General features: G+C 37.2%; 17 protein-coding genes. 6 read left to right on the forward strand and 11 right to left on the reverse strand.

The window, feature by feature from the left end:
* Nucleotides 1–5: 5 nt before the first annotated feature.
* The 5 genes from ABN763_RS18305 to ABN763_RS18325 all read right to left on the reverse strand — a co-directional run bounded on the left by ABN763_RS18305 (nucleotide 6) and on the right by ABN763_RS18325 (nucleotide 5,765).
* Nucleotides 6–704 carry a CoA transferase subunit A gene (locus tag ABN763_RS18305; protein WP_410486954.1) on the reverse strand — a complete coding sequence of 233 codons (699 nt, stop codon included), beginning with the start codon at nucleotides 702–704 and terminating at the stop codon, nucleotides 6–8.
* A gap of 99 nt (nucleotides 705–803) precedes the next feature.
* Nucleotides 804–3,149, reverse strand: a complete 2,346-nt coding sequence (locus ABN763_RS18310) for a transglycosylase domain-containing protein (protein ID WP_410486955.1) — start codon at nucleotides 3,147–3,149, stop codon at nucleotides 804–806.
* Nucleotides 3,150–3,156: 7 nt separating this feature from the next.
* Complete coding sequence (locus ABN763_RS18315; protein ID WP_410486956.1) at nucleotides 3,157–3,732, reverse strand: gliding motility lipoprotein GldH; 576 nt, start codon at nucleotides 3,730–3,732, stop codon at nucleotides 3,157–3,159.
* The gene (locus ABN763_RS18320) at nucleotides 3,729–4,895 is read right to left on the reverse strand and encodes a stage 0 sporulation family protein (RefSeq protein ID WP_410486957.1); all 1,167 of its coding nucleotides are present in this window, start codon (nucleotides 4,893–4,895) and stop codon (nucleotides 3,729–3,731) included. The genes ABN763_RS18315 and ABN763_RS18320 overlap by 4 nt, the downstream gene beginning before the upstream one ends.
* 108 nt (nucleotides 4,896–5,003) lie before the next feature.
* On the reverse strand, nucleotides 5,004–5,765 hold the full coding sequence (locus ABN763_RS18325) for a lysophospholipid acyltransferase family protein (RefSeq protein ID WP_410486958.1): 762 nt from the start codon (nucleotides 5,763–5,765) through the stop codon (nucleotides 5,004–5,006).
* Between the two features lie 112 nt (nucleotides 5,766–5,877).
* Between ABN763_RS18325 and trpS the strand changes: the two genes are divergently transcribed.
* Nucleotides 5,878–6,849 carry a tryptophan--tRNA ligase gene (gene trpS / locus ABN763_RS18330; RefSeq protein WP_410486959.1) on the forward strand — a complete coding sequence of 324 codons (972 nt, stop codon included), beginning with the start codon at nucleotides 5,878–5,880 and terminating at the stop codon, nucleotides 6,847–6,849.
* Nucleotides 6,850–6,912: 63 nt separating this feature from the next.
* On the opposite strand, the gene dprA is transcribed toward trpS, so the two are convergent.
* A complete protein-coding gene (gene dprA / locus ABN763_RS18335) occupies nucleotides 6,913–8,019 on the reverse strand; it encodes a DNA-processing protein DprA (protein WP_410486980.1) in 1,107 nt (368 codons plus the stop codon).
* A 106-nt stretch (nucleotides 8,020–8,125) separates the two neighbouring features.
* On the opposite strand from dprA, the gene ABN763_RS18340 reads away from it, so the two are divergent.
* The 5 genes from ABN763_RS18340 (at nucleotide 8,126) to ABN763_RS18360 (ending at nucleotide 13,132) form a co-directional block, all read left to right on the forward strand.
* Nucleotides 8,126–9,058, forward strand: a complete 933-nt coding sequence (locus tag ABN763_RS18340; RefSeq protein WP_410486960.1) for an SPOR domain-containing protein — start codon at nucleotides 8,126–8,128, stop codon at nucleotides 9,056–9,058.
* Between the two features lie 320 nt (nucleotides 9,059–9,378).
* Complete coding sequence (gene recA / locus ABN763_RS18345; RefSeq protein ID WP_410486961.1) at nucleotides 9,379–10,386, forward strand: recombinase RecA; 1,008 nt, start codon at nucleotides 9,379–9,381, stop codon at nucleotides 10,384–10,386.
* Between the two features lie 84 nt (nucleotides 10,387–10,470).
* Entirely contained in the window at nucleotides 10,471–10,929 is a 459-nt protein-coding gene (locus ABN763_RS18350; protein ID WP_410486962.1) for a hypothetical protein, read from the forward strand.
* Nucleotides 10,930–10,969: 40 nt separating this feature from the next.
* Complete coding sequence (locus ABN763_RS18355) at nucleotides 10,970–11,515, forward strand: RNA polymerase sigma factor (RefSeq protein WP_410486963.1); 546 nt, start codon at nucleotides 10,970–10,972, stop codon at nucleotides 11,513–11,515.
* Entirely contained in the window at nucleotides 11,516–13,132 is a 1,617-nt protein-coding gene (locus ABN763_RS18360) for an outer membrane beta-barrel protein (RefSeq protein WP_410486964.1), read from the forward strand.
* An 88-nt stretch (nucleotides 13,133–13,220) separates the two neighbouring features.
* Here the strand turns inward: ABN763_RS18360 and ABN763_RS18365 are convergent, their stop codons facing one another.
* The 5 genes from ABN763_RS18365 to ABN763_RS18385 form a co-directional block, all read right to left on the reverse strand.
* Nucleotides 13,221–15,011 carry a tetratricopeptide repeat protein gene (locus tag ABN763_RS18365; protein WP_410486965.1) on the reverse strand — a complete coding sequence of 597 codons (1,791 nt, stop codon included), beginning with the start codon at nucleotides 15,009–15,011 and terminating at the stop codon, nucleotides 13,221–13,223.
* Nucleotides 15,012–15,111: 100 nt separating this feature from the next.
* The gene (locus ABN763_RS18370; protein WP_410486966.1) at nucleotides 15,112–16,722 is read right to left on the reverse strand and encodes a S41 family peptidase; all 1,611 of its coding nucleotides are present in this window, start codon (nucleotides 16,720–16,722) and stop codon (nucleotides 15,112–15,114) included.
* Nucleotides 16,723–16,746: 24 nt separating this feature from the next.
* Nucleotides 16,747–17,172 carry a deoxycytidylate deaminase gene (locus ABN763_RS18375; RefSeq protein WP_410486967.1) on the reverse strand — a complete coding sequence of 142 codons (426 nt, stop codon included), beginning with the start codon at nucleotides 17,170–17,172 and terminating at the stop codon, nucleotides 16,747–16,749.
* A gap of 81 nt (nucleotides 17,173–17,253) precedes the next feature.
* On the reverse strand, nucleotides 17,254–17,826 hold the full coding sequence (locus ABN763_RS18380; protein ID WP_410486968.1) for a HupE/UreJ family protein: 573 nt from the start codon (nucleotides 17,824–17,826) through the stop codon (nucleotides 17,254–17,256).
* Nucleotides 17,827–17,909: 83 nt separating this feature from the next.
* Nucleotides 17,910–18,707, reverse strand: coding sequence for a TerB family tellurite resistance protein (locus ABN763_RS18385; RefSeq protein WP_410486969.1), 798 nt, complete (start codon nucleotides 18,705–18,707; stop codon nucleotides 17,910–17,912).
* Nucleotides 18,708–18,737: the final 30 nt, after the last annotated feature.

The raw sequence follows: 18,737 nt of genomic DNA on the forward strand, positions 1-18,737 counted from the left end.
TGGTATTATCGCGTTCTTACCGTTCGCTGTTCTATTCGTTTTTCATATACTTCACCTTGGAAAATTCGCTGCACAAATATTCCTGGAATGTGTATTTGATTCGGATCCAAAGTACCGGCGGGTACCAACTCTTCTACCTCAGCAACTGTAATCTTAGCGGCACCACACATACACGGATTAAAATTTCTTGCGGTCCCTTTAAAGATAAGGTTTCCTGCTTCGTCTCCTTTCCATGCTTTTACAAAAGCAAAGTCGGCCTTAAATGCATGTTCTAACACATACATTTTCCCATCAAATTCTCTGGTTTCTTTACCTTCAGCTACTTCGGTACCATAGCCTGCGGGAGTATAAATAGCAGGAAATCCGCCTTGGGCAGCTCGGCAACGCTCTGCCAGTGTTCCTTGTGGAATTAATTCAACCTCTAGCTCGCCACTAAGCATTTGGCGCTCAAACTCATCATTTTCCCCCACGTAAGACGAGATCATTTTTTTTATCTGTTTTTCTTGAAGCAAAAGACCCAATCCAAAATCGTCAACTCCCGCATTATTCGATATACAAGTAAGATCATTTACGCCAAGTTCGACCAGTTTTGCAATGCTATTTTCAGGAATTCCACAGAGTCCGAATCCACCCAGCATCATAGTCATTCCGCTTTCAACTCCCTCTAAAGCAATATCAACATTAGTAACTGTTTTTTTAATCATTTTCTGATGTATTTGTAGCTGAAAATTACGAAAAATAAGGCAGTGATGCTTCTGTTTTAGAAGCATTTATTTAATCAAAAAAATAAGTATTATGACTTATTAAGGCCTCGTCCCAAAGAGGTCCTGAACTTCTTTTTGTTCTTTTGTGACCGGAATAGAATCTTTAGATTGTTCAATAGAACAATCTAAACTTATACTCATGCGTTCTGGCCGTTTAAACTCAGCTTTTGAAATATTCAGATCTTTATCTGCGTAGCACTTTTTCATAAATAAACCCCATATTGGTAGTGCCATAGAACCACCTTGGCCGTATTTAATATTAGCAAATCTAGCAGCACGATCTTCAGCACCTACCCAAACCCCGGTCACCAAATTTGGTACCATGCCCATAAACCAGCCGTCTGAATGGTTTTGAGTAGTTCCTGTTTTTCCTGCAATCGGATTCTCAAATTTATAAGGGTACCCTGTTACCACCTCTTTATAGTCCGCTCGGTATTTATCACGCCCCTCATGTCTTAAACGTGCTCCCGAGCCTCCTCTAGTAACACCTTCTAACAAGCTGATAGTTGCATAGGCCGATTCCCTACTAAGTACATCTCTTGTTTCGGGTGTAAATTCATATAAAACGGTTCCGTACTTATCTTCAATTCGAGTTACCATTACGGGCTTTACATAAATACCCTCATTTACAAAAGTACCATAGGCGCCTACCATTTCGAATAAACTAACGTCAGGCGTACCCAAGGCAATTGAGGGTACTGGCAAAATTTCACTTTCAATACCCGTACGTCTTGCCAAATTCGCCACTTGACGAGGTCCTACCATATCCATTAACTTTGCGGTAATGGTATTAGTAGATGTCGCTAACGCCTTTTTTAAAGACATCATCCCTCCATATTTTGCACCCACATTTTTAGGGGTCCAGGGTTCAGGATTTCCATATTTTCCTGCAGGGATAGTGATCTGTACATTAGGAAATTCTTGACAAGGAGATAATTTTAACTGATCAATCGCAGTTGCGTACACAAAGGGTTTAAACGTTGAACCCACCTGTCTTTTTTGCTGCTTTACCGCATCGTATTTAAAGTGCTTAAAATTAATGCCACCTACCCATGCTTTTACATGGCCCGTTTGTGGTTCCATACTCATTACACCCGTTTGCAAAAAGTGCTTGTAGTATCGCATAGAATCCAACGGAGTCATTACTGTATCAATATCACCATTCCATGAAAACACCTTCATTTCTGTTTTTCGTCTAAACGAAGCACGTATCTCTTTTTCTGAAATCCCTTCTTTTTTCATTTTACGCCAACGCTCAGATCGTTTCATCGATCCTTCCATAATACGATCGATATCTGGCTGTTCAATATCATAAAATGGTGCTTTGGGATTTCGTTTAGGTGTATTTTGATGAAAAAACTCTGCTTGAAGCCTAGGCATATGTTCTTTCATAGCCTCTTCGGCATAGGCTTGCATTTTTGAATCGATTGTGGTGTAAATTTTTAATCCATCACGATCGATATTGTAAAATGAGCCGTCTGGCTTTTTGTTATTTCTACTCCAATTACTTACGAAACTCCTTAAATACTGGCGAAAATAAGTTGCCATCCCCTCATCATGACTTTGCGGGGTAAAATTGGTTTTAAGCGGTAGTTTTTGAAATGAATCTTTTTCCTTTTCAGTTAAAAATCCGTTTTTATACATCTGCACAAATACCTGATTTCGGCGACGTAACGATTTTGCTTTTGACACTTCGCGAACCGGATTAAACTGTCTTGGGTTTTTCAGCATAGCAACCAAAACTGCTGATTCTTCCTGTAATAAATCTTTAGGTTCTTTACCAAAATAAATGTTTGATGCTGATTGTATCCCAACGGCACTCTTAATAAAGTCCATTTTATTCAAGTACATCGCAATAATTTCTTCTTTGGTATACTGACGCTCAAGTCGAATAGAAATTACCCACTCTTTTATTTTTTGAAGCCCTCGCCCTAAAATATTCTTGTTCCGTTCTCCTGTAAAAAGCAGTTTAGATAATTGTTGTGTAATCGTACTTGCACCACCACGGGTTCCTAAAAAAGCAAATGCTCGAACAGTGCCTCGCCCATCAATTCCGGAGTGTGAAAAATAGCGTTCATCTTCAGTAGCAACTAATGCATTTACTAGGTTTTGAGGTAAATCCTTATACAAAATTGGTGTTCTATTCTCGTAAGCGTATTTACCAATAACTTTTCCATCAATTGAAATAACTTCCGTCGCAAGATTCGTTTTAGGGTTTTCTAACTCTTCAAAAGTGGGCATTTCACCAAAAACTTCCCATGATGCAAGGACAAATAGCATTAAAAAAGAAAAAATACCAACACCAAAAGTGATCCAAAACCATTTGATGTATTTCCAATTCCCTTTAAACCATCCTTCTGTTTTTTTTGCTGCTTTCTTTGCCATGATCGTTTTAATTTGGAGCTTTTTCTATACTAAAACCTACTTCCGTAATTCCTTTTAGACCTGTAATTCCTGCCACTTCACCATTCTTTCGCATTGCATGACCAACTTCAATGGTGTACTCACCAAGTTTTTTAAAAGTGATATTTTGCTTATACCACAATTTGTTTTCCTTTACATCGGTAAATCCGCTACCTAACCAAGTACCGTCAGCCTTCGCCATTTCGTATTGCAAGGTGTCCGTTACTACTAGACCATCCGGAGCATTTAGGGTAGCAATCAAGTACAAGTTACTAAACTCATATTCATTAGTATTACGTACGTGCAGGTATAGTTGGTTTATGGAGACGGTATCTTCTGGTTGAAAAGTGAAATTTATTCGTTCATCTTTATCCCATTCACCATCTACTGATCGATATTCGGAAAAAACCGCATTATTATCACATGATAAAAATAACAAAGCCATTAGGGTGATACAGCCATACTTGCTTGATAATCGAGATTTTAATGCTCGGAGGCTTGCCTCGAAATCAAAATTAGTTTCCAACCGACGCTTTGTGAGCTTGCAATGGGCTAGTTTACTCATTTCTTCTGTGCTCGATTCTTGTTGTTTTTGTTACGACGCTTATTCTTATTACGATTACCACGCTTACGCTTCGGTTTATCAAAACGGGTCAAACTATCTTGTCCCACAACGTTCTCAAACTCGACTTTAGTATCTTCTTCAAGCTCAAGGGCATATTCTTCTAGGCTAGCAACCGGCTTTTTGTTCTTGTTCATCTCAATGATCTCGTTGGCTTGCTCGACGGTAATCTTATGCCAGTTCATCCATTCGCCTTCATATGCAAACCACATAACGCCCTTAAAAATGTCTGTTTTTTGGCAAACGGCTTTTCCTTTTTCGGTATATAATTTAGCATCTGTTCTCGGGAACTCTTTTAAAGCATCAAGGTAAGTGTCCAGTTCGTAGTTTAAACAACATTTTAATTTACCACATTGTCCAGCCAGTTTTTGCGGGTTTAAAGAAAGTTGCTGATATCGTGCTGCTGATGTGCTAACAGATCTAAAATCAGTCAACCAGGTCGAACAGCATAGCTCGCGCCCACAAGAACCAATACCTCCTAATCGAGCCGCTTCTTGACGATAGCCAATTTGACGCATTTCAATACGGATATTGAAGGCCTTTGCCATATCTTTAATTAACTGGCGGAAATCAACACGTTCCTCAGCGGTGTAATAAAATGTCGCTTTCGAACCATCTCCTTGAAACTCGATATCTGATATTTTCATTTGGAGACCTAGTCGAATTGCTAACTCTCTACTACGTACCTTAATATCTTCTTCACGGTCGCGTGATTTTTGCCAGATATCAATGTCCTTTTGAGAAGCCTTTCGGTAAATCTTTTTAACCTGATCAGAATCTTCCTTAACCTTTTTCTTTTTCATTTGTATGCGAACAAGTTCACCGGTTAAGGTAACCATACCTACATCATGTCCAGGAGAGGCTTCGGTGGCAACAATATCTCCAATACTTAAAGTAAGATTGGATGTGTTTTTAAAGTATTCTTTTCGACTATTTTTAAAACGAACCTCAACGCAGTTAAAAGGTTCTTGACCTGCAGGAAGTGACATATTCGATAACCAATCGAATACCGTTAGTTTATTACAACTATCGGTACCACAGGTACCATTATTACGGCAACCTTTAGGCTGACCGTCCTTTCCGGTTGAACAACTGTTGCAACCCATATGTATGTATATAATTGATCCTGAATATATTGCTATATCAGGAGATGGTTTATAAAAACGTTTAGCAATCAGGTAAAGATACTATTTATTCTTAGATTGCAGATACCGCTATGTATGTGCAATTTCTGTTTGTGGGTTGAAGGTTAGCAATTGATCATGAATAATTTTCCATGAATTTTCTCTTAATGTATCAACTGAAGATCGGTCTAGATCAAGTGTTTCTATAAACTCGTGAACTTTTACACGCATCTTCCCAGGGCTTCCGCTAAAAAAGGTATATGAAAACCGTTTTTTATTATCCGCAAATGAAATGGGTACTATTGGAATTTGATGATCAATCGCCAATCGAAAAGCACCATTTTTAAAACTATCTAATAGAATATTCTCATCCTCGGGCACTCCGCCTTCTGGAAAAATACATATGCTAAGCCCCTGTTTTAAGCGTCGCTGTGCGGCATAAAATGCCGAGTTTCGGCTTTTTGCATCACTGCGATCTACCAAGATACATGTGCGTTTGTAGAAAAACCCAAATAACGGAATCTTAGCAAGCTCAGCCTTCCCTACAAATACAAATGGGCTTTTTGCAACCAACAGCATTAACATAATATCGGTCATCGACGTATGATTCGCTATGAGCATATAGCTGTCTTTCCAATTTAGTTTTTGAGCCCTTTTGATTATAGGTATGAATCCCATTCCGTATAAGATGATTTTAGACCAAATACGCGCTAGCCTAAAGAAAAATGGATACCAACTTTCTTTTAAAATAGAGATAACAAGTAGCGGAAATAATAAAATAATAGGCATAGTTACCAGAATATAAAACCATATTCGGTACAACAGCCAAAAAGGATATTTAAGATATCGCATGGATTCAAAAATAAACAAATTGTATCGCTAAAAAGATAAATAAGACCTAAACAATAAAAATGAGAAAATACAAACGAAAAATTTACCTTTGTCGCCTTGATACATAGCAAGAATGGCAAGAATTTTAACCGGAGTTCAAAGTACAGGCACTCCTCATTTAGGTAATTTATTAGGAGCGATTATTCCTGCAATAAAAATGGCAAGTGATGATAAAAATGAGTCGTTCTTATTTATCGCAGATATGCATTCGCTTACGCAAATAAAAGATGGTACAACACTTAGACAAAATACGTATGCAACCGCCGCTGCATGGTTAGCATTTGGTTTAGATATTGATAAGACTGTTTTTTACAGACAAAGCGATGTGCCACAAACTGCAGAATTGTCTTGGTACTTAAGCTGTTTTTTTCCATATCAACGTTTAACCCTGGCGCATAGTTTTAAAGACAAAGCCGATAGACTAGAAGATGTCAATGCCGGTTTATTTAGTTACCCTATGCTTATGGCGGCAGACATTTTATTGTATGATGCTGAATTTGTTCCCGTGGGGAAAGATCAGCAACAACATCTAGAAATGACTCGCGATGTTGCTTCGCGTTTTCATGCTACTATGAAAAAAGAGGTGTTTGTGATACCCGAGGCGACCCATAATGAAGATACTATGTATATTCCTGGGACTGACGGTGCAAAAATGAGTAAAAGTAAAGGTAATACCATCAATATTTTTCTTTCAGATAAAAAGCTACGCAAGCAAATTATGGGAATTCAAACAGATAGCACCCCACTAGAAGAACCGAAAGAATGGAAAACTTGTAATGTGTTTGCGCTTTATAAATTGTTAGCTGCACCAGATCAGATTGCAACAATGAAAGCGAATTACGAAGGAGGCAACTATGGTTATGGCCATGCAAAGCAAGCATTGTATGAACTTATCATTCATACGTTTGCTAATGAGCGTGCTCGATTTAATCATTATATGGAAAACCTGAATGAAATTGATGATGCCTTGGCAATCGGTGCTGAAAAGGCAAAAAAAGTTGCTGACGAGGTACTTAGTAGAGTTCGGAAAGTAATTGGTTACTAAAGTGTTAATAGTATGCTGGCGGGAGTGTCAGTGAACGGTTAATAAAAAGGGGAAGTCGCACTTTCAAACTAATTCAAACATTTTTCCTGGCAATGGTCTAATAACACCTTTCAATTCCATATTTAATAATACACTGGCGGCTTTAAATGTGGGTATTCCACAGCGAAGCGCAATGATATCGAGCAGTTCTCTTTCTTGTTCCTTTAAAAACGCATACACTTTCTTTTCAGTGGCATCTAATTCAACAAAAAGTTGTTTTTGTAGTAGCTTTTTCGTTGGTTGTTCTTCAAGTTCCCAGTTCAGCAAATAGATTAAGTCGGCTGCGCTGGTCATTAAATGCGCCTTTTGCTGTTTGATCAAATTATTACACCCTAGACTCATTTTATCTGAAGGTCTACCTGGAACCGCGAAAACATCTCGATTATAACTATTGGCAATATCAGCTGTAACTAGGCTTCCTCCTTTTTCTGCAGATTCAATAACAATGGTTGCTTGCGATAGTCCCGCAATCAATCTGTTCCGTTTCAAAAAGTTTTCACGCTCAGGGTTCGAACTACTCCAAAAATCAGTAAAGAATCCGCCATTTTCTTCTACCTGATTCGCATATCGATGATGCACTTTAGGATATATTTGATTAAGTCCGTGTGCTAAGCACCCTATTGTTTGTAACTTGTTTTTAATGGCATTTTTATGAGCTGTGATATCGGTACCATAAGCGAATCCAGAAACGATAATTGGGTCGAAGTGAGCTAAATCTTCTATAAGTTTTTCACAAAACGCAATCCCTTTTGAAGTAATTTGCCGTGTTCCTACAATACTTATTATTTTCTTGTTCTTCAGGTCAATGTTTCCTTTGCTAAATAACAAAATTGGTCCGTCAACACAATGTTTCAATCGCTCGGGATAATCACCATCAGTAAAAAAAGAACTCTGTACTTTATTATCAATAATATAACGAAGTTCTTGCTCTGCTTTTATACTGTTTTGCTTATCCTTTAGGTTTTCAAGAAGTAAACTGCCTACGCCCTCAATTCTTAAAAGATTTTGATTTTTTTCAGCAAAAATGGCCTCAGCACTACCACAATGTTGTAGTAATTTTTTTGCTGTTGTGTCACCAATTCCCGGGGTGCATTGCAATCGTAATATGAATAAAAGTTCGTTATCGGTCACGCTAACTTTTTGAAAATCAAAAAACGAAAATACGGCAGTCATTTTTGTTAATAAAATGTTGACGCACTTATTTGTTTGGGGCTATTTTTTTTAAATATTTGTTCATATGACATTATCCAAACCCATTAGTGATCTTCTATACCGTTATCAATGTGTAACCATACCGGGGTTTGGTGCTTTTATTACTAACTACAGGTCGGCACAACACAATGCTGCTGATCATAGTTTTTATCCACCATCAAAACAGCTTACCTTTAATTCGCAGTTAGTTACCAACGACGGATTATTGGCTTCATATATTTCAGAATGCGATGGCATTTCTTTTGAGAATGCGATGGATCGTATTGAAGAAGAAATCAAACTCTGGAAGAAAGAATTTAGCAATAATGAAGAAGTTATTTTAGAAAATGTTGGATCCCTTTCTTTGAATGCTGAAGGAAATCTATTGTTTACCCCAACTAATTCGGTAAATTATTTGACTGCTTCTTTCGGCCTTTCATCGTTCACTTCTCCTGCTATTAAACGTGAGGTTTATAAAGAAGAAGTTGAAAAATTAGAAAAACGTGTTCCGGTTGCCATTACCCAAGAGCGTAGATCGCAACCACCATATTTGCGATATGCAGCTATTGGACTATTTTTGATTGGTTTGGGACTTGGTATTAAGGAGTTAAACGATTACAACAAAAAGCAACAACAGGAAATAGCAACGCAGACACAAGAAACTGTTGAAGATAGCATTCAAACCGCAACTTTCTTTGATACCGCACCGATGGAATTACCAGCTATTAGTCTTAATCTTACAAAGGCGGAAATAAAGAAGTACTTTGTGGTAGCGGGAGCTTTTCGTGTAAAAAACAATGCAACAAAAAAAGTAAATCAATTAACCGCTAAGGGATATGAAGCTGAGTTAATTGGCACCAATCGCTTTGGTTTACACCAAGTCTCTTTTGCTGGTTTTGTTGATAAAGATGCAGCCCTAAAAGCGCTTCGCTCCATCAGACGAAACGAGACTCGTGATGCTTGGTTATTGGTCAAGTAAACCGTCTTTCTTTGAGTTGCTGCTCACCAAAGCAATCATCAAAAAACCCTAAATGAACATATTCTTGTTGAGTAATAAAAAAGCGCTTCGATAAAACCGAAACGCCTTAATAGCCCGTAGTAATTAATTTTTCTTTTTCATAATCAAGAAGTATATTAAATACCAACCGGCACCGATTGCTCGACAGCAAGCTATCGAACGATTTCGTACTCTTTTTTGATCATTGCTTATTAGCATGATGCAATATGTTAACAAAGGTTGCGTGTGTGTATTGTTTGCTGATAAGAGAAACATTATTTTAGCATCAAAATCGATTAAAAATGAGTAACGAAAAAGATGCGAAACTAAAAGCCCTTAAACTAACTCTTGACAAGTTAGATAAAACCTATGGTAAGGGTACGGTAATGAAAATGGGGGATACGGTTGTGGAAGATGTAGAAGCTATCCCTTCTGGTTCATTAGGGTTAGATATTGCATTAGGAGTAGGCGGTTACCCAAGAGGTCGTATTATTGAAATTTACGGACCAGAATCTTCCGGTAAAACAACCCTAACACTGCATGCGATTGCCGAAGCTCAAAAAGCCGGCGGTATCGCCGCATTTATTGATGCAGAGCACGCCTTCGATCGTTTCTATGCTGAAAAACTGGGGGTAAATATTGACGAATTAATTATTTCGCAACCGGATCACGGTGAGCAAGGGCTAGAGATTGCAGATAATCTTATTCGTTCTGGAGCTATCGATATTATTGTAATCGATTCGGTCGCAGCCTTAACTCCAAAAAGTGAGATTGAAGGAGAAATGGGAGATAGTAAAATGGGATTACATGCTCGTTTAATGTCTCAAGCGCTACGAAAGCTGACGGCTACTATTAGTAAAACCAACTGTACCGTTTTCTTTATCAACCAGCTTCGTGAAAAAATTGGGGTGATGTTCGGTAATCCGGAAACTACTACCGGTGGTAATGCTTTAAAGTTTTACGCTTCTGTACGACTCGATATTCGTCGATCCACTCAAATTAAAAACACCAATGGTGATGTTATGGGTAATAAAACTCGTGTGAAAGTGGTCAAAAATAAAGTAGCGCCACCATTTAAAACTGCAGAGTTCGATATTATGTACGGTGAAGGAGTCTCTAAGGTTGGTGAAATTTTGGACATTGGGGTTGACTATGAAATTGTAAAGAAAAGTGGATCTTGGTTTAGCTATAATGACACCAAACTAGGTCAAGGACGTGACGCGGTTAAAAACCTTTTACTTGACAATCCTGAATTATTGGAGGAATTGGAAGTAAAAATAAAGGAAGCCATTGCGCTTGTAAACGAATAGAATTTTCTTACAAAACAGCTTAAAAGTCCCGTTTTCACGGGATTTTTTGCGTTTAACACGCAACCTTTCGTAAATTAAGCATCTGTGAACAAACAATTGTTGATAAAAGTGAAAAAGACCCTATTACTTTTTATGCTATTACTGACAGCAGTATCTTGCAGTTTAGATGATGATGATGCAAACTTTCATTACGAGTTTGTTCCGGTGGTTGCGGCAGAATTTCCTGAGAATTTTGTGTTAGGTAGTACCTACACCATTCCAGTTGAGTTTGCGCGCCCTACTGAATGTCATTTTTTTTCAAACTTTTCGTTTACACGACCTGATAACACCACCAGACGGATAGGAGTGGTTAACTCGGTTTTTACAGATCGAGACTGTTCTGATATTTCAGGAGATGAGAGTATTCAAACGAACAGCTTTGATTTTATGGTGATATATGAAGGAACCTACACCTTTCAATTTTGGACAGGAGAAGATGCTGATGGAAATAATCAATATTTAGAGATACAGGTCCCGGTTTTAACCGAGGCCCCATCAAACTAAGCACCAATTTATAGTAATTGGCATAAACCAAACAAAACTATTGAGTTTAGATCAACTCATTAAAGAATGTAAAAAGCGTGAAATAACCGCGCAAGAGCAGCTTTACCGGCTTTTTTCGGGAAAGCTTTTCTCGGTATGCCTCAAATATTCTAGAAACCGAACCGAAGCAGAAGATAATCTTCAAGATAGCTTTATTACCATTTTTGATAAGATTAGTCAATATAAATTTAAAGGCTCTTTTGAAGGTTGGATGCGGCGAATTACTGTGAATACAGTAATGCAAAAATATCGGTCACAAGATGTGTTTGATATTGTAAATGAAAATGCCATTGAAGATGTGGAAGTACAGGTTGATGAAGACGGCCTTTCGATGGATGATTTATTAAAAATAGTACAAGAACTGCCTGATAGGTATCGTATGGTTTTTAACCTTTACGTACTTGATGGCTATTCACATAAAGAAATAGGACAGATGATGGGAATATCTGATGGAACATCGAAGTCAAATCTGGCGAGAGCTAGAAACATTTTAAAAGAAAAAATTGAATTGCTACAAGAAAAAAAAATTAATGTAAAGTCCGTGTAAATGGGAGAGAAGAAACATATAGATCGATTGTTTCAGGAGCGGTTTAAAGACTTTGAAGTGACTCCTGATACCGATATATGGAACAGGATTCAGGACGAACTTGGCCATAAAAAGAAACGACGGGTGATTCCGTTTTGGATGCAGTTAGGTGGTATTGCTGCCGCAGTTGCCTTATTATTTTTATTAGGATATAACTTATTATCTAATGGAAGTGATACCAATACAATAGAAAATCAAATTGTTGATGAAAATACTGAAGAAAACAATTCACCCACACTCATAGAAAATAACAACAACAAACAAAATTTAGAAACTGTCACTAATAATGCGGTTGCAAATGAAGATACCAATAAGGTTGATGTTGATGCATCAACCAATGATCAAAAAATAACAACGAAGAATTCAGTTACAAATCAGGCAAAAACACCTGTAGTTTTAAATAAAAATAAGTGGAGAAATGTGGTGGCCTCACAAGAGAAAAAAGCAGAAACGCCAATACATAAAAAGACTAATTTAATTGATACCAATGTTAAGCTTAATACAAACAATGGTGTTATAGCGAACAATACTGCTACTACCAAGAATAACGAAAAGGATGAGAATAAGATACCAGCTGTTATTAGAGATGGGGCGCAATTGAAAAATAAAGATGCATCAACTGCGGTTGTGATTGCCAATAAAGAGAACCCCGAATCGGATAAGATCAACCCTAATATTAATTCCAGTATTGATTTAAAAGACAATGTAGTGGTTACAAAAGTTGATGCCAAAAACGAAGATGCTTCAGTAAAAGAAAATAAAGAAGAAGACAATAAACCTTCTCTTTTTGATGCAATCAATAAAGAAGAAAAAAATACGGAAGTAGCCACCGCTGAAACTATTGATAGAAAATGGAGTGTAAACCCCATGGTAGCACCAGTTTACTATAATACTATTGGCGAAGGTTCACCTATCCACAGTCAATTTAAAGACAATAATAAAAGCGGAAATATCAATGTAAGTTATGGTGTTGGTGTTGCTTATCAAGTAAGTAAACGTTTAAGCGTACGGTCGGGAGTAAATGTGGTAAACTTGGGGTATGATACCGAGGAAATTGCATTCACTGCCTCATTAGACGGCGGTAACTTAGCTACTATTAGTTATAATAGTAATACCTCAAGGCTTGATGTCAAAGACAAAACATCATCTAACACAAGCGATTTCTCTTCTGATGTACCTAATGATGTAAATACTTTTAGAGGTGCGGCAGAAACTGCAGGAATAATGAGTCAGCAATTTGGTTATGTAGAAGTGCCGTTAGAATTAAAATACCGCTTGCTGGATAAAAAATTAGGGGTCAATATTATTGGAGGCTTAAGTAGTTTATTCTTAACCGATAATAGCATATCATTAGTTTCTCAGGATAATTTAATTACAGATGTTGGCGAGGCCAATAACGTTAATAATACCAGTTTTACCACTAATATTGGTTTGGGTATTGATTATGCCCTAAGTAAAAATTTACAATTAAATCTTGAACCTATTTTTAAATATCAGTTAAATGCATTTAATCGCGAAGCCGGCGATTTTCAACCATTTTATATGGGTGTATATACTGGTGTTAGTTTCAAGTTCTGATTTTAGTTTTAGTTGGTTAGGAAAGTCATTAATCAAAAGCAATGATGACTTTTACTAAAAACCGCCCTTTTGTAGGGCGGTTTTTGTTTTAAACTCTTAAAATTGCAGTCTCAAGGGAATCGTCCGAAGATAAACTCATTTTTTTACGCAAACGGTAGCGGGCTTTTTTTACACCATCGGCAGTTATGTTAAGCATATTTGCTATTTCTTTATTAGTAAGATTCATCCTCAAAAGAGCCATTAATCGCAATTCGTTAGTGGTTACATCAGGATATTTATTTTTGACATTTACTCCAAAATCGGTGTGCACTTTTTCAAAATACTGGGTAAAGTTCTCCCAATTTGCTTCGTCCTTTAAATCAAAATTAATGGTGTTAATAATGTCCCTTGTTTCACAACCGCCCTCCATTTGTTCTACCTTAGTTTTTAAGTCGACCAATATTTCATTTTTTTTAGCCAGATGTAAAGCGTGCGTAGTCAATTCTTTCTGCTTGTATTGAATTTCGGCATCAAGTTTCTCACGTTCCAAGGCAGCTCTTTTTTTAGTCTCGCGAAAACGTATCCACAATCCGCTTAATACCCCTATTACTGCCAATAATCCGGCCGCTAATAATCCTTTTTGTAATTTACTAGTCGTTTCTTTCTCTTCTAAAAGCGCAATGTTTTTTTCCTGAATGGCAATTTGAGCTTCTTTCTTTTCAGTCTCATAAAGCTGTTGCCATTTTTTGATCTCTCGTTGCTTGGCATAAAACCCAACACTATCAATTAATGTAGGCAGCCCTTCCCATAGATCATAGGCTTTATCTTTTTGGCCGCTTTTACCTAACGCAAAACCATATAAAATACGCGCCCCTAGTACTTGTTCGTCTAAAGCTCCTTTTTTCGATTCATAATCAAAGGCTCGCTCTGCATACGGAATTGCTTTTTGGGGCTGATTGATTTCCATATATCCTGTAGCAAGTAGTCGGTTATTAAGGCTTATTAAAGTAGGATCGTAAATCTCCTGTGCAGCTGAAAGGCATTCTTCACTTAACCGGATACTTTCGTCATATTTTTCTAACTTTGAGTATGCGTGGGAAAGATGTGTTTTTGCAGTCCATTCTAAATTACGATCTCTAAAAAAAGTAACTGCTTCAGGAAGTTTATCAATAACTGGTTGTAACTCTTGTAATTCTATCTTAGCCATGCTCCAATTAATCAAGCTTAGATAATACATCTCGTCATCACCTTCAGAAATGACCATTGCTTCTTCAAGGGTATTACGGGCCTCTTCATAATCGTAATTGCTTAAATATATATTTCCCATTGTAAATACTACCCCGGCTTTTTGACGTTGTATATCTGCCTTATCTGCATAGGGTTTTGCTTCTCTAAGCAGTTGTAGCGCTTCATTCGAGTTTCCCATTCGATGTAATAGATCAGCACGTTGAATATAAACCTCAGCAATCGTTTGGTCATCTTTTGACGCTTTTGCCCATTGCATTGCAAGCTCACTTGTAGGGAGAATACTATCAATAGGCCCCATACGGGCAAAGGCATATACTTTCTTTCTTAAAATTGCTGAAGTTACTGTAGGGTGGTTCTCTCCTTTGGTGGCCTTTAATCCCTTATTGAGATACTCTAAAAAAGCAGGGAGTTTCCCATAACGAGAATGGCTCATGCCAATAACATAATAGGTCATTGCCAGGGTTGAATCTTTTTCTTTTTCAGCAAGTTCCAGGGCTTGCTCAAAAACAATGTTGCAATCGGACTTCTTCTCTTTTAAACAGGCTTCGCCTTCATCAATAAACGATTGAATGTCAGGGTCTAGCTCTTTAAGATAGTTTTGAGCCGTTATGGCTACAGAAAAAAGAACACAAAAAATGGTTAGAACGCGCATATCCAAGCTTTTACCTTTTAAATATACCCAATTTAATTAATAAAGTTTGAGATATAGGCTACTTAGAATAAGGTATATTCTATAGGGAGTGCTTGGAAAATTAATCCAACACCTCTGCAATATCAGCTCGACTTAGTTCAACGACTTTTAAGATCATTGGATCTTCTTCATTCAAAATTTCTTCATAAGCGTTTTCGCCAAATAAATGAAGCCCAATGGTTGCCTTTAGATACGTTTTAATGATTGGCTTATACAGATCGGCATTGATATTAAATTGTCGATCGTTTGCATATTTCTGAAAATCCTTAACCAGTTGTTCGGAAATTACCTCCGTTTGAATAAACCCTTGCTGTCCATACTCCAAAAAGTGCTGTCTCCTATTTTTCTCATCCAAAAACTCGAATACATATTGATTGGTCAATCCTTGTCGCAGAATGGTACGTAGCGCTTCCTCATTAATCGAACTTTTTAGCGGCACAAACACATCAGGAATGATGCCACCGCCTCCATAAACAATTTTTCCTTTTGGGGTTTTAAATTTTAGACTATCAGCAATTTTGATACTATCGGCACTTTCCATTTCACCATTCGCAAAGCGATCATAAAACTCATCAAAATAGCTTTTATTTCCATTTTTATAAGAGCGTTGAATTGATCTTCCGGTCGGGGTGTAATATCTTGAAATGGTTAAGCGAACTGCAGAACCATCCCCCAATGCCATTTCTCGTTGCACCAAGCCTTTTCCGTAGGACCGTCGGCCAATAATCGTTCCTTTGTCATTGTCTTGCAAGGCTCCTGCAATTATCTCACTTGCTGATGCCGAGTTTTCGTTAATCATCACATAAACCTCACCATCCTCAAAATCGCCTTTACTGGTCGCAAATGTCTTATTGATCTTTCCTTTGTTATTCTTGGTAAATAAAATGAGTTTGTTATCCTCTAAAAACTCATCCGATATTTTCTCAGCAATGCCTAGATACCCACCGGGGTTATCTCTTAAATCTAAAGCAATTTTAGTAGCTCCTTTCTTTTTAAGTGCTTTTAATGCCGTTTTAAACTCCTTAAAGGTGGATTCAGCGAAACGATTAATCTTAATATATCCCAAATTAGAAGTAAGCATATAATACCCATCTACGCTTTTAATAGGTACGTGGTTGCGCTTAATATCAAAGTCTAATAAAGACGCGTGACCTTTGCGCAATACTTTTAGTTTTACTTTACTATCAGAAACACCTTTTAAGCGAGAAATAATGTTTTCATTGCTAAGTCGTTTGCCGTATAAGGTGTCTTGATCGGCAATAAGAATACGATCACCTCCCTTAATCCCTGCTTTTATGCTAGGGCCTCCTTCTAAAGGGCGAATAACGCGAATGGTATCATATTTTACATAAAAACTAACCCCAATACCCACAAAATCACCTTTCATACTTTCAGTAACATCTTGCATGTTTCTAGCAGGAATATACACCGAATGCGGATCTAATTTGTTCAAAATATTATTGACTGTTACGTCCACAATACTATCAGTATCAACCTCATCAACATACTCATAGTCGATATAGTCTATAAGCCGATTTAGCTTGTCTTTTTTTGAGTTCGAGGTGAATAGTTTTTGAGAAGAATCAGCAAAATTTAGCCTACTACCAATAAATATACCTGCTGCAATAGCAAGTGTTAGTATAAATGGTATATAAATCTTATTAATTTTCAACGGGCTCTTTTCTTTTTCAGGGCACTACAATTCAGCAATATGTTCTAATTGAACGCCTGCTTTTTTCAAAAATTGTAAGCCAGAATCATCTTTATAGGCTTTTAAATAAACAACACGTTTTATTCCTGCCTGATGAATTAATTTACTACACTCCTTACAAGGAGAAAGCGTGATATACAAAGTAGCATCTTTACAGCTTTGTGTTGAGGCAGCCACTTTTAAAATAGCATTAGCTTCTGCATGTAACACGTACCACTTGGTAAAATGATCATCATCTTCACATTCATTTTCAAAACCGGTTGGTGTACCATTGTAACCATCAGAAATGATCATTCTATCTTTTACGATTAATGCACCAACCTGTTTTCGTTTACAATGTGATAATTTTCCCCACTCGATGGCCATTTTTAAGTAGGCTCGATCGTAACGCGCTAACTTCTTGTCTGTCATAAAAACTATTCGCCACTACAGGCGAATCTTATAAAATTAAAAGGTTTACGAGCTAATCGCAAACCACATCTTGTTAATTTTTTACCAAATATCACTCTCAATGATCATGGGTATTACAGCCCCCAAAACCATTGCAGATAAAACGATAGCCCAATACCGTTTAGAAACCTTAAAAAATGATTGTACAAACCAGGCAAGAATAAGTACCACAGAAACCACTATGAGTTGGGAAACTTCGATGCCTAAGGCAAATTGTATTAACGGCCAGAGCTTAGAAGATTCGTTGCCAATAATAACCTGAAAGTAGCTAGAAAAACCAAAACCATGAATAATACCAAAAGCAAGGGCTGAAAGTAACAAAATCCATTGTTTATGATTGGTTTTGGTATTATTTATAAGATTGTATCCCGCGGTAAGAAATATAGTGACAGGAATTAAAAATTCGATCACTCCCGAGTTAAAACCAACTACGTTATAAGCTGCTAACGCTAACGAAATTGTATGTCCAATAGTAAATGAAGTAACTATAGCCAACACCTTTTTCCAGTCGGTATAAATGTAAACAGCGACTAAGGCAATAAGGAACAGAACATGATCATAGCCATTAATATCTAATACATGCTCGAGGCCTTGAGAGAAAAAAATGGTGTTCATTATTTTGATTTTGGTTGATGCCCAAACTTACAAAAAACAGTCATTTTTCGACGATAATTGCCCATTTTTGAAACCAAGTACTATTAAAATCCACGTTCTTGTTGTATTTGCTCATATGCTTGCTTTACTTTTCTGAATTTTTCTTCTGCTCCTTTCATATGTTCTTCTCCTAAGTGCTGTACTTTATCAGGGTGGTATTTTTTAGCCATTGTTCTAAAGGCTTTTTTTACTTCATCGTCAGTAGCACTTTTTTCAATTTCTAAAATCTTATACGCATTGTTGGTATCACTAAAGAACATCGCTTTAATTGACTCAAAATCGCTTAAATTGATATACAAATAGCCAGCCATTTTACGAATGGTATTTACTTCTTCTTCCGCTACATGACCATCTGCCTGAGCAATTCCAAATAAATAGTGAAGAAGCTGAAGTCTACTAGGGTGGTCCATGTTTCGCTGAATTTGCATACAAATCTGACGCGTAGAAATACCCTTTTTCTTCATGATACCATTAAAGAGCTTAAAGGCATTGTTGGCACGTTGCTTACCATACATACTAACAAACTGCTGGCGTACATAATCCAACTCCTTCTGGTCGGTTTTTCCATCAGCTTTAATAACAATTGCGGATAACATTAGAAGACTGATCTCAAAATCACCTGAGCTTGTTCTAGGCTCTTCTCTTCTTTGACTTCTAGAACTAGAAGATCTTTTTGAGTATATTTTTTTCGGTCGTTTTGATTTTTTAGTGCCTTCAAATTCTTCTAGAAAAGAAGAAGCACCACTATCGAGCACATTACCAACAACCCAGCCTAAAACGGCTCCAATCGGCCCTCCAAATGCCCAACCTAATCCAGCGCCAACCCACTGTACAAAACTCATAGAAAAAATTTTGATAAATATACTAGTTTG

This window comes from Spongiivirga sp. MCCC 1A20706, from assembly GCF_046524175.1.
In the GTDB taxonomy this organism is placed as follows: domain Bacteria; phylum Bacteroidota; class Bacteroidia; order Flavobacteriales; family Flavobacteriaceae; genus Spongiivirga.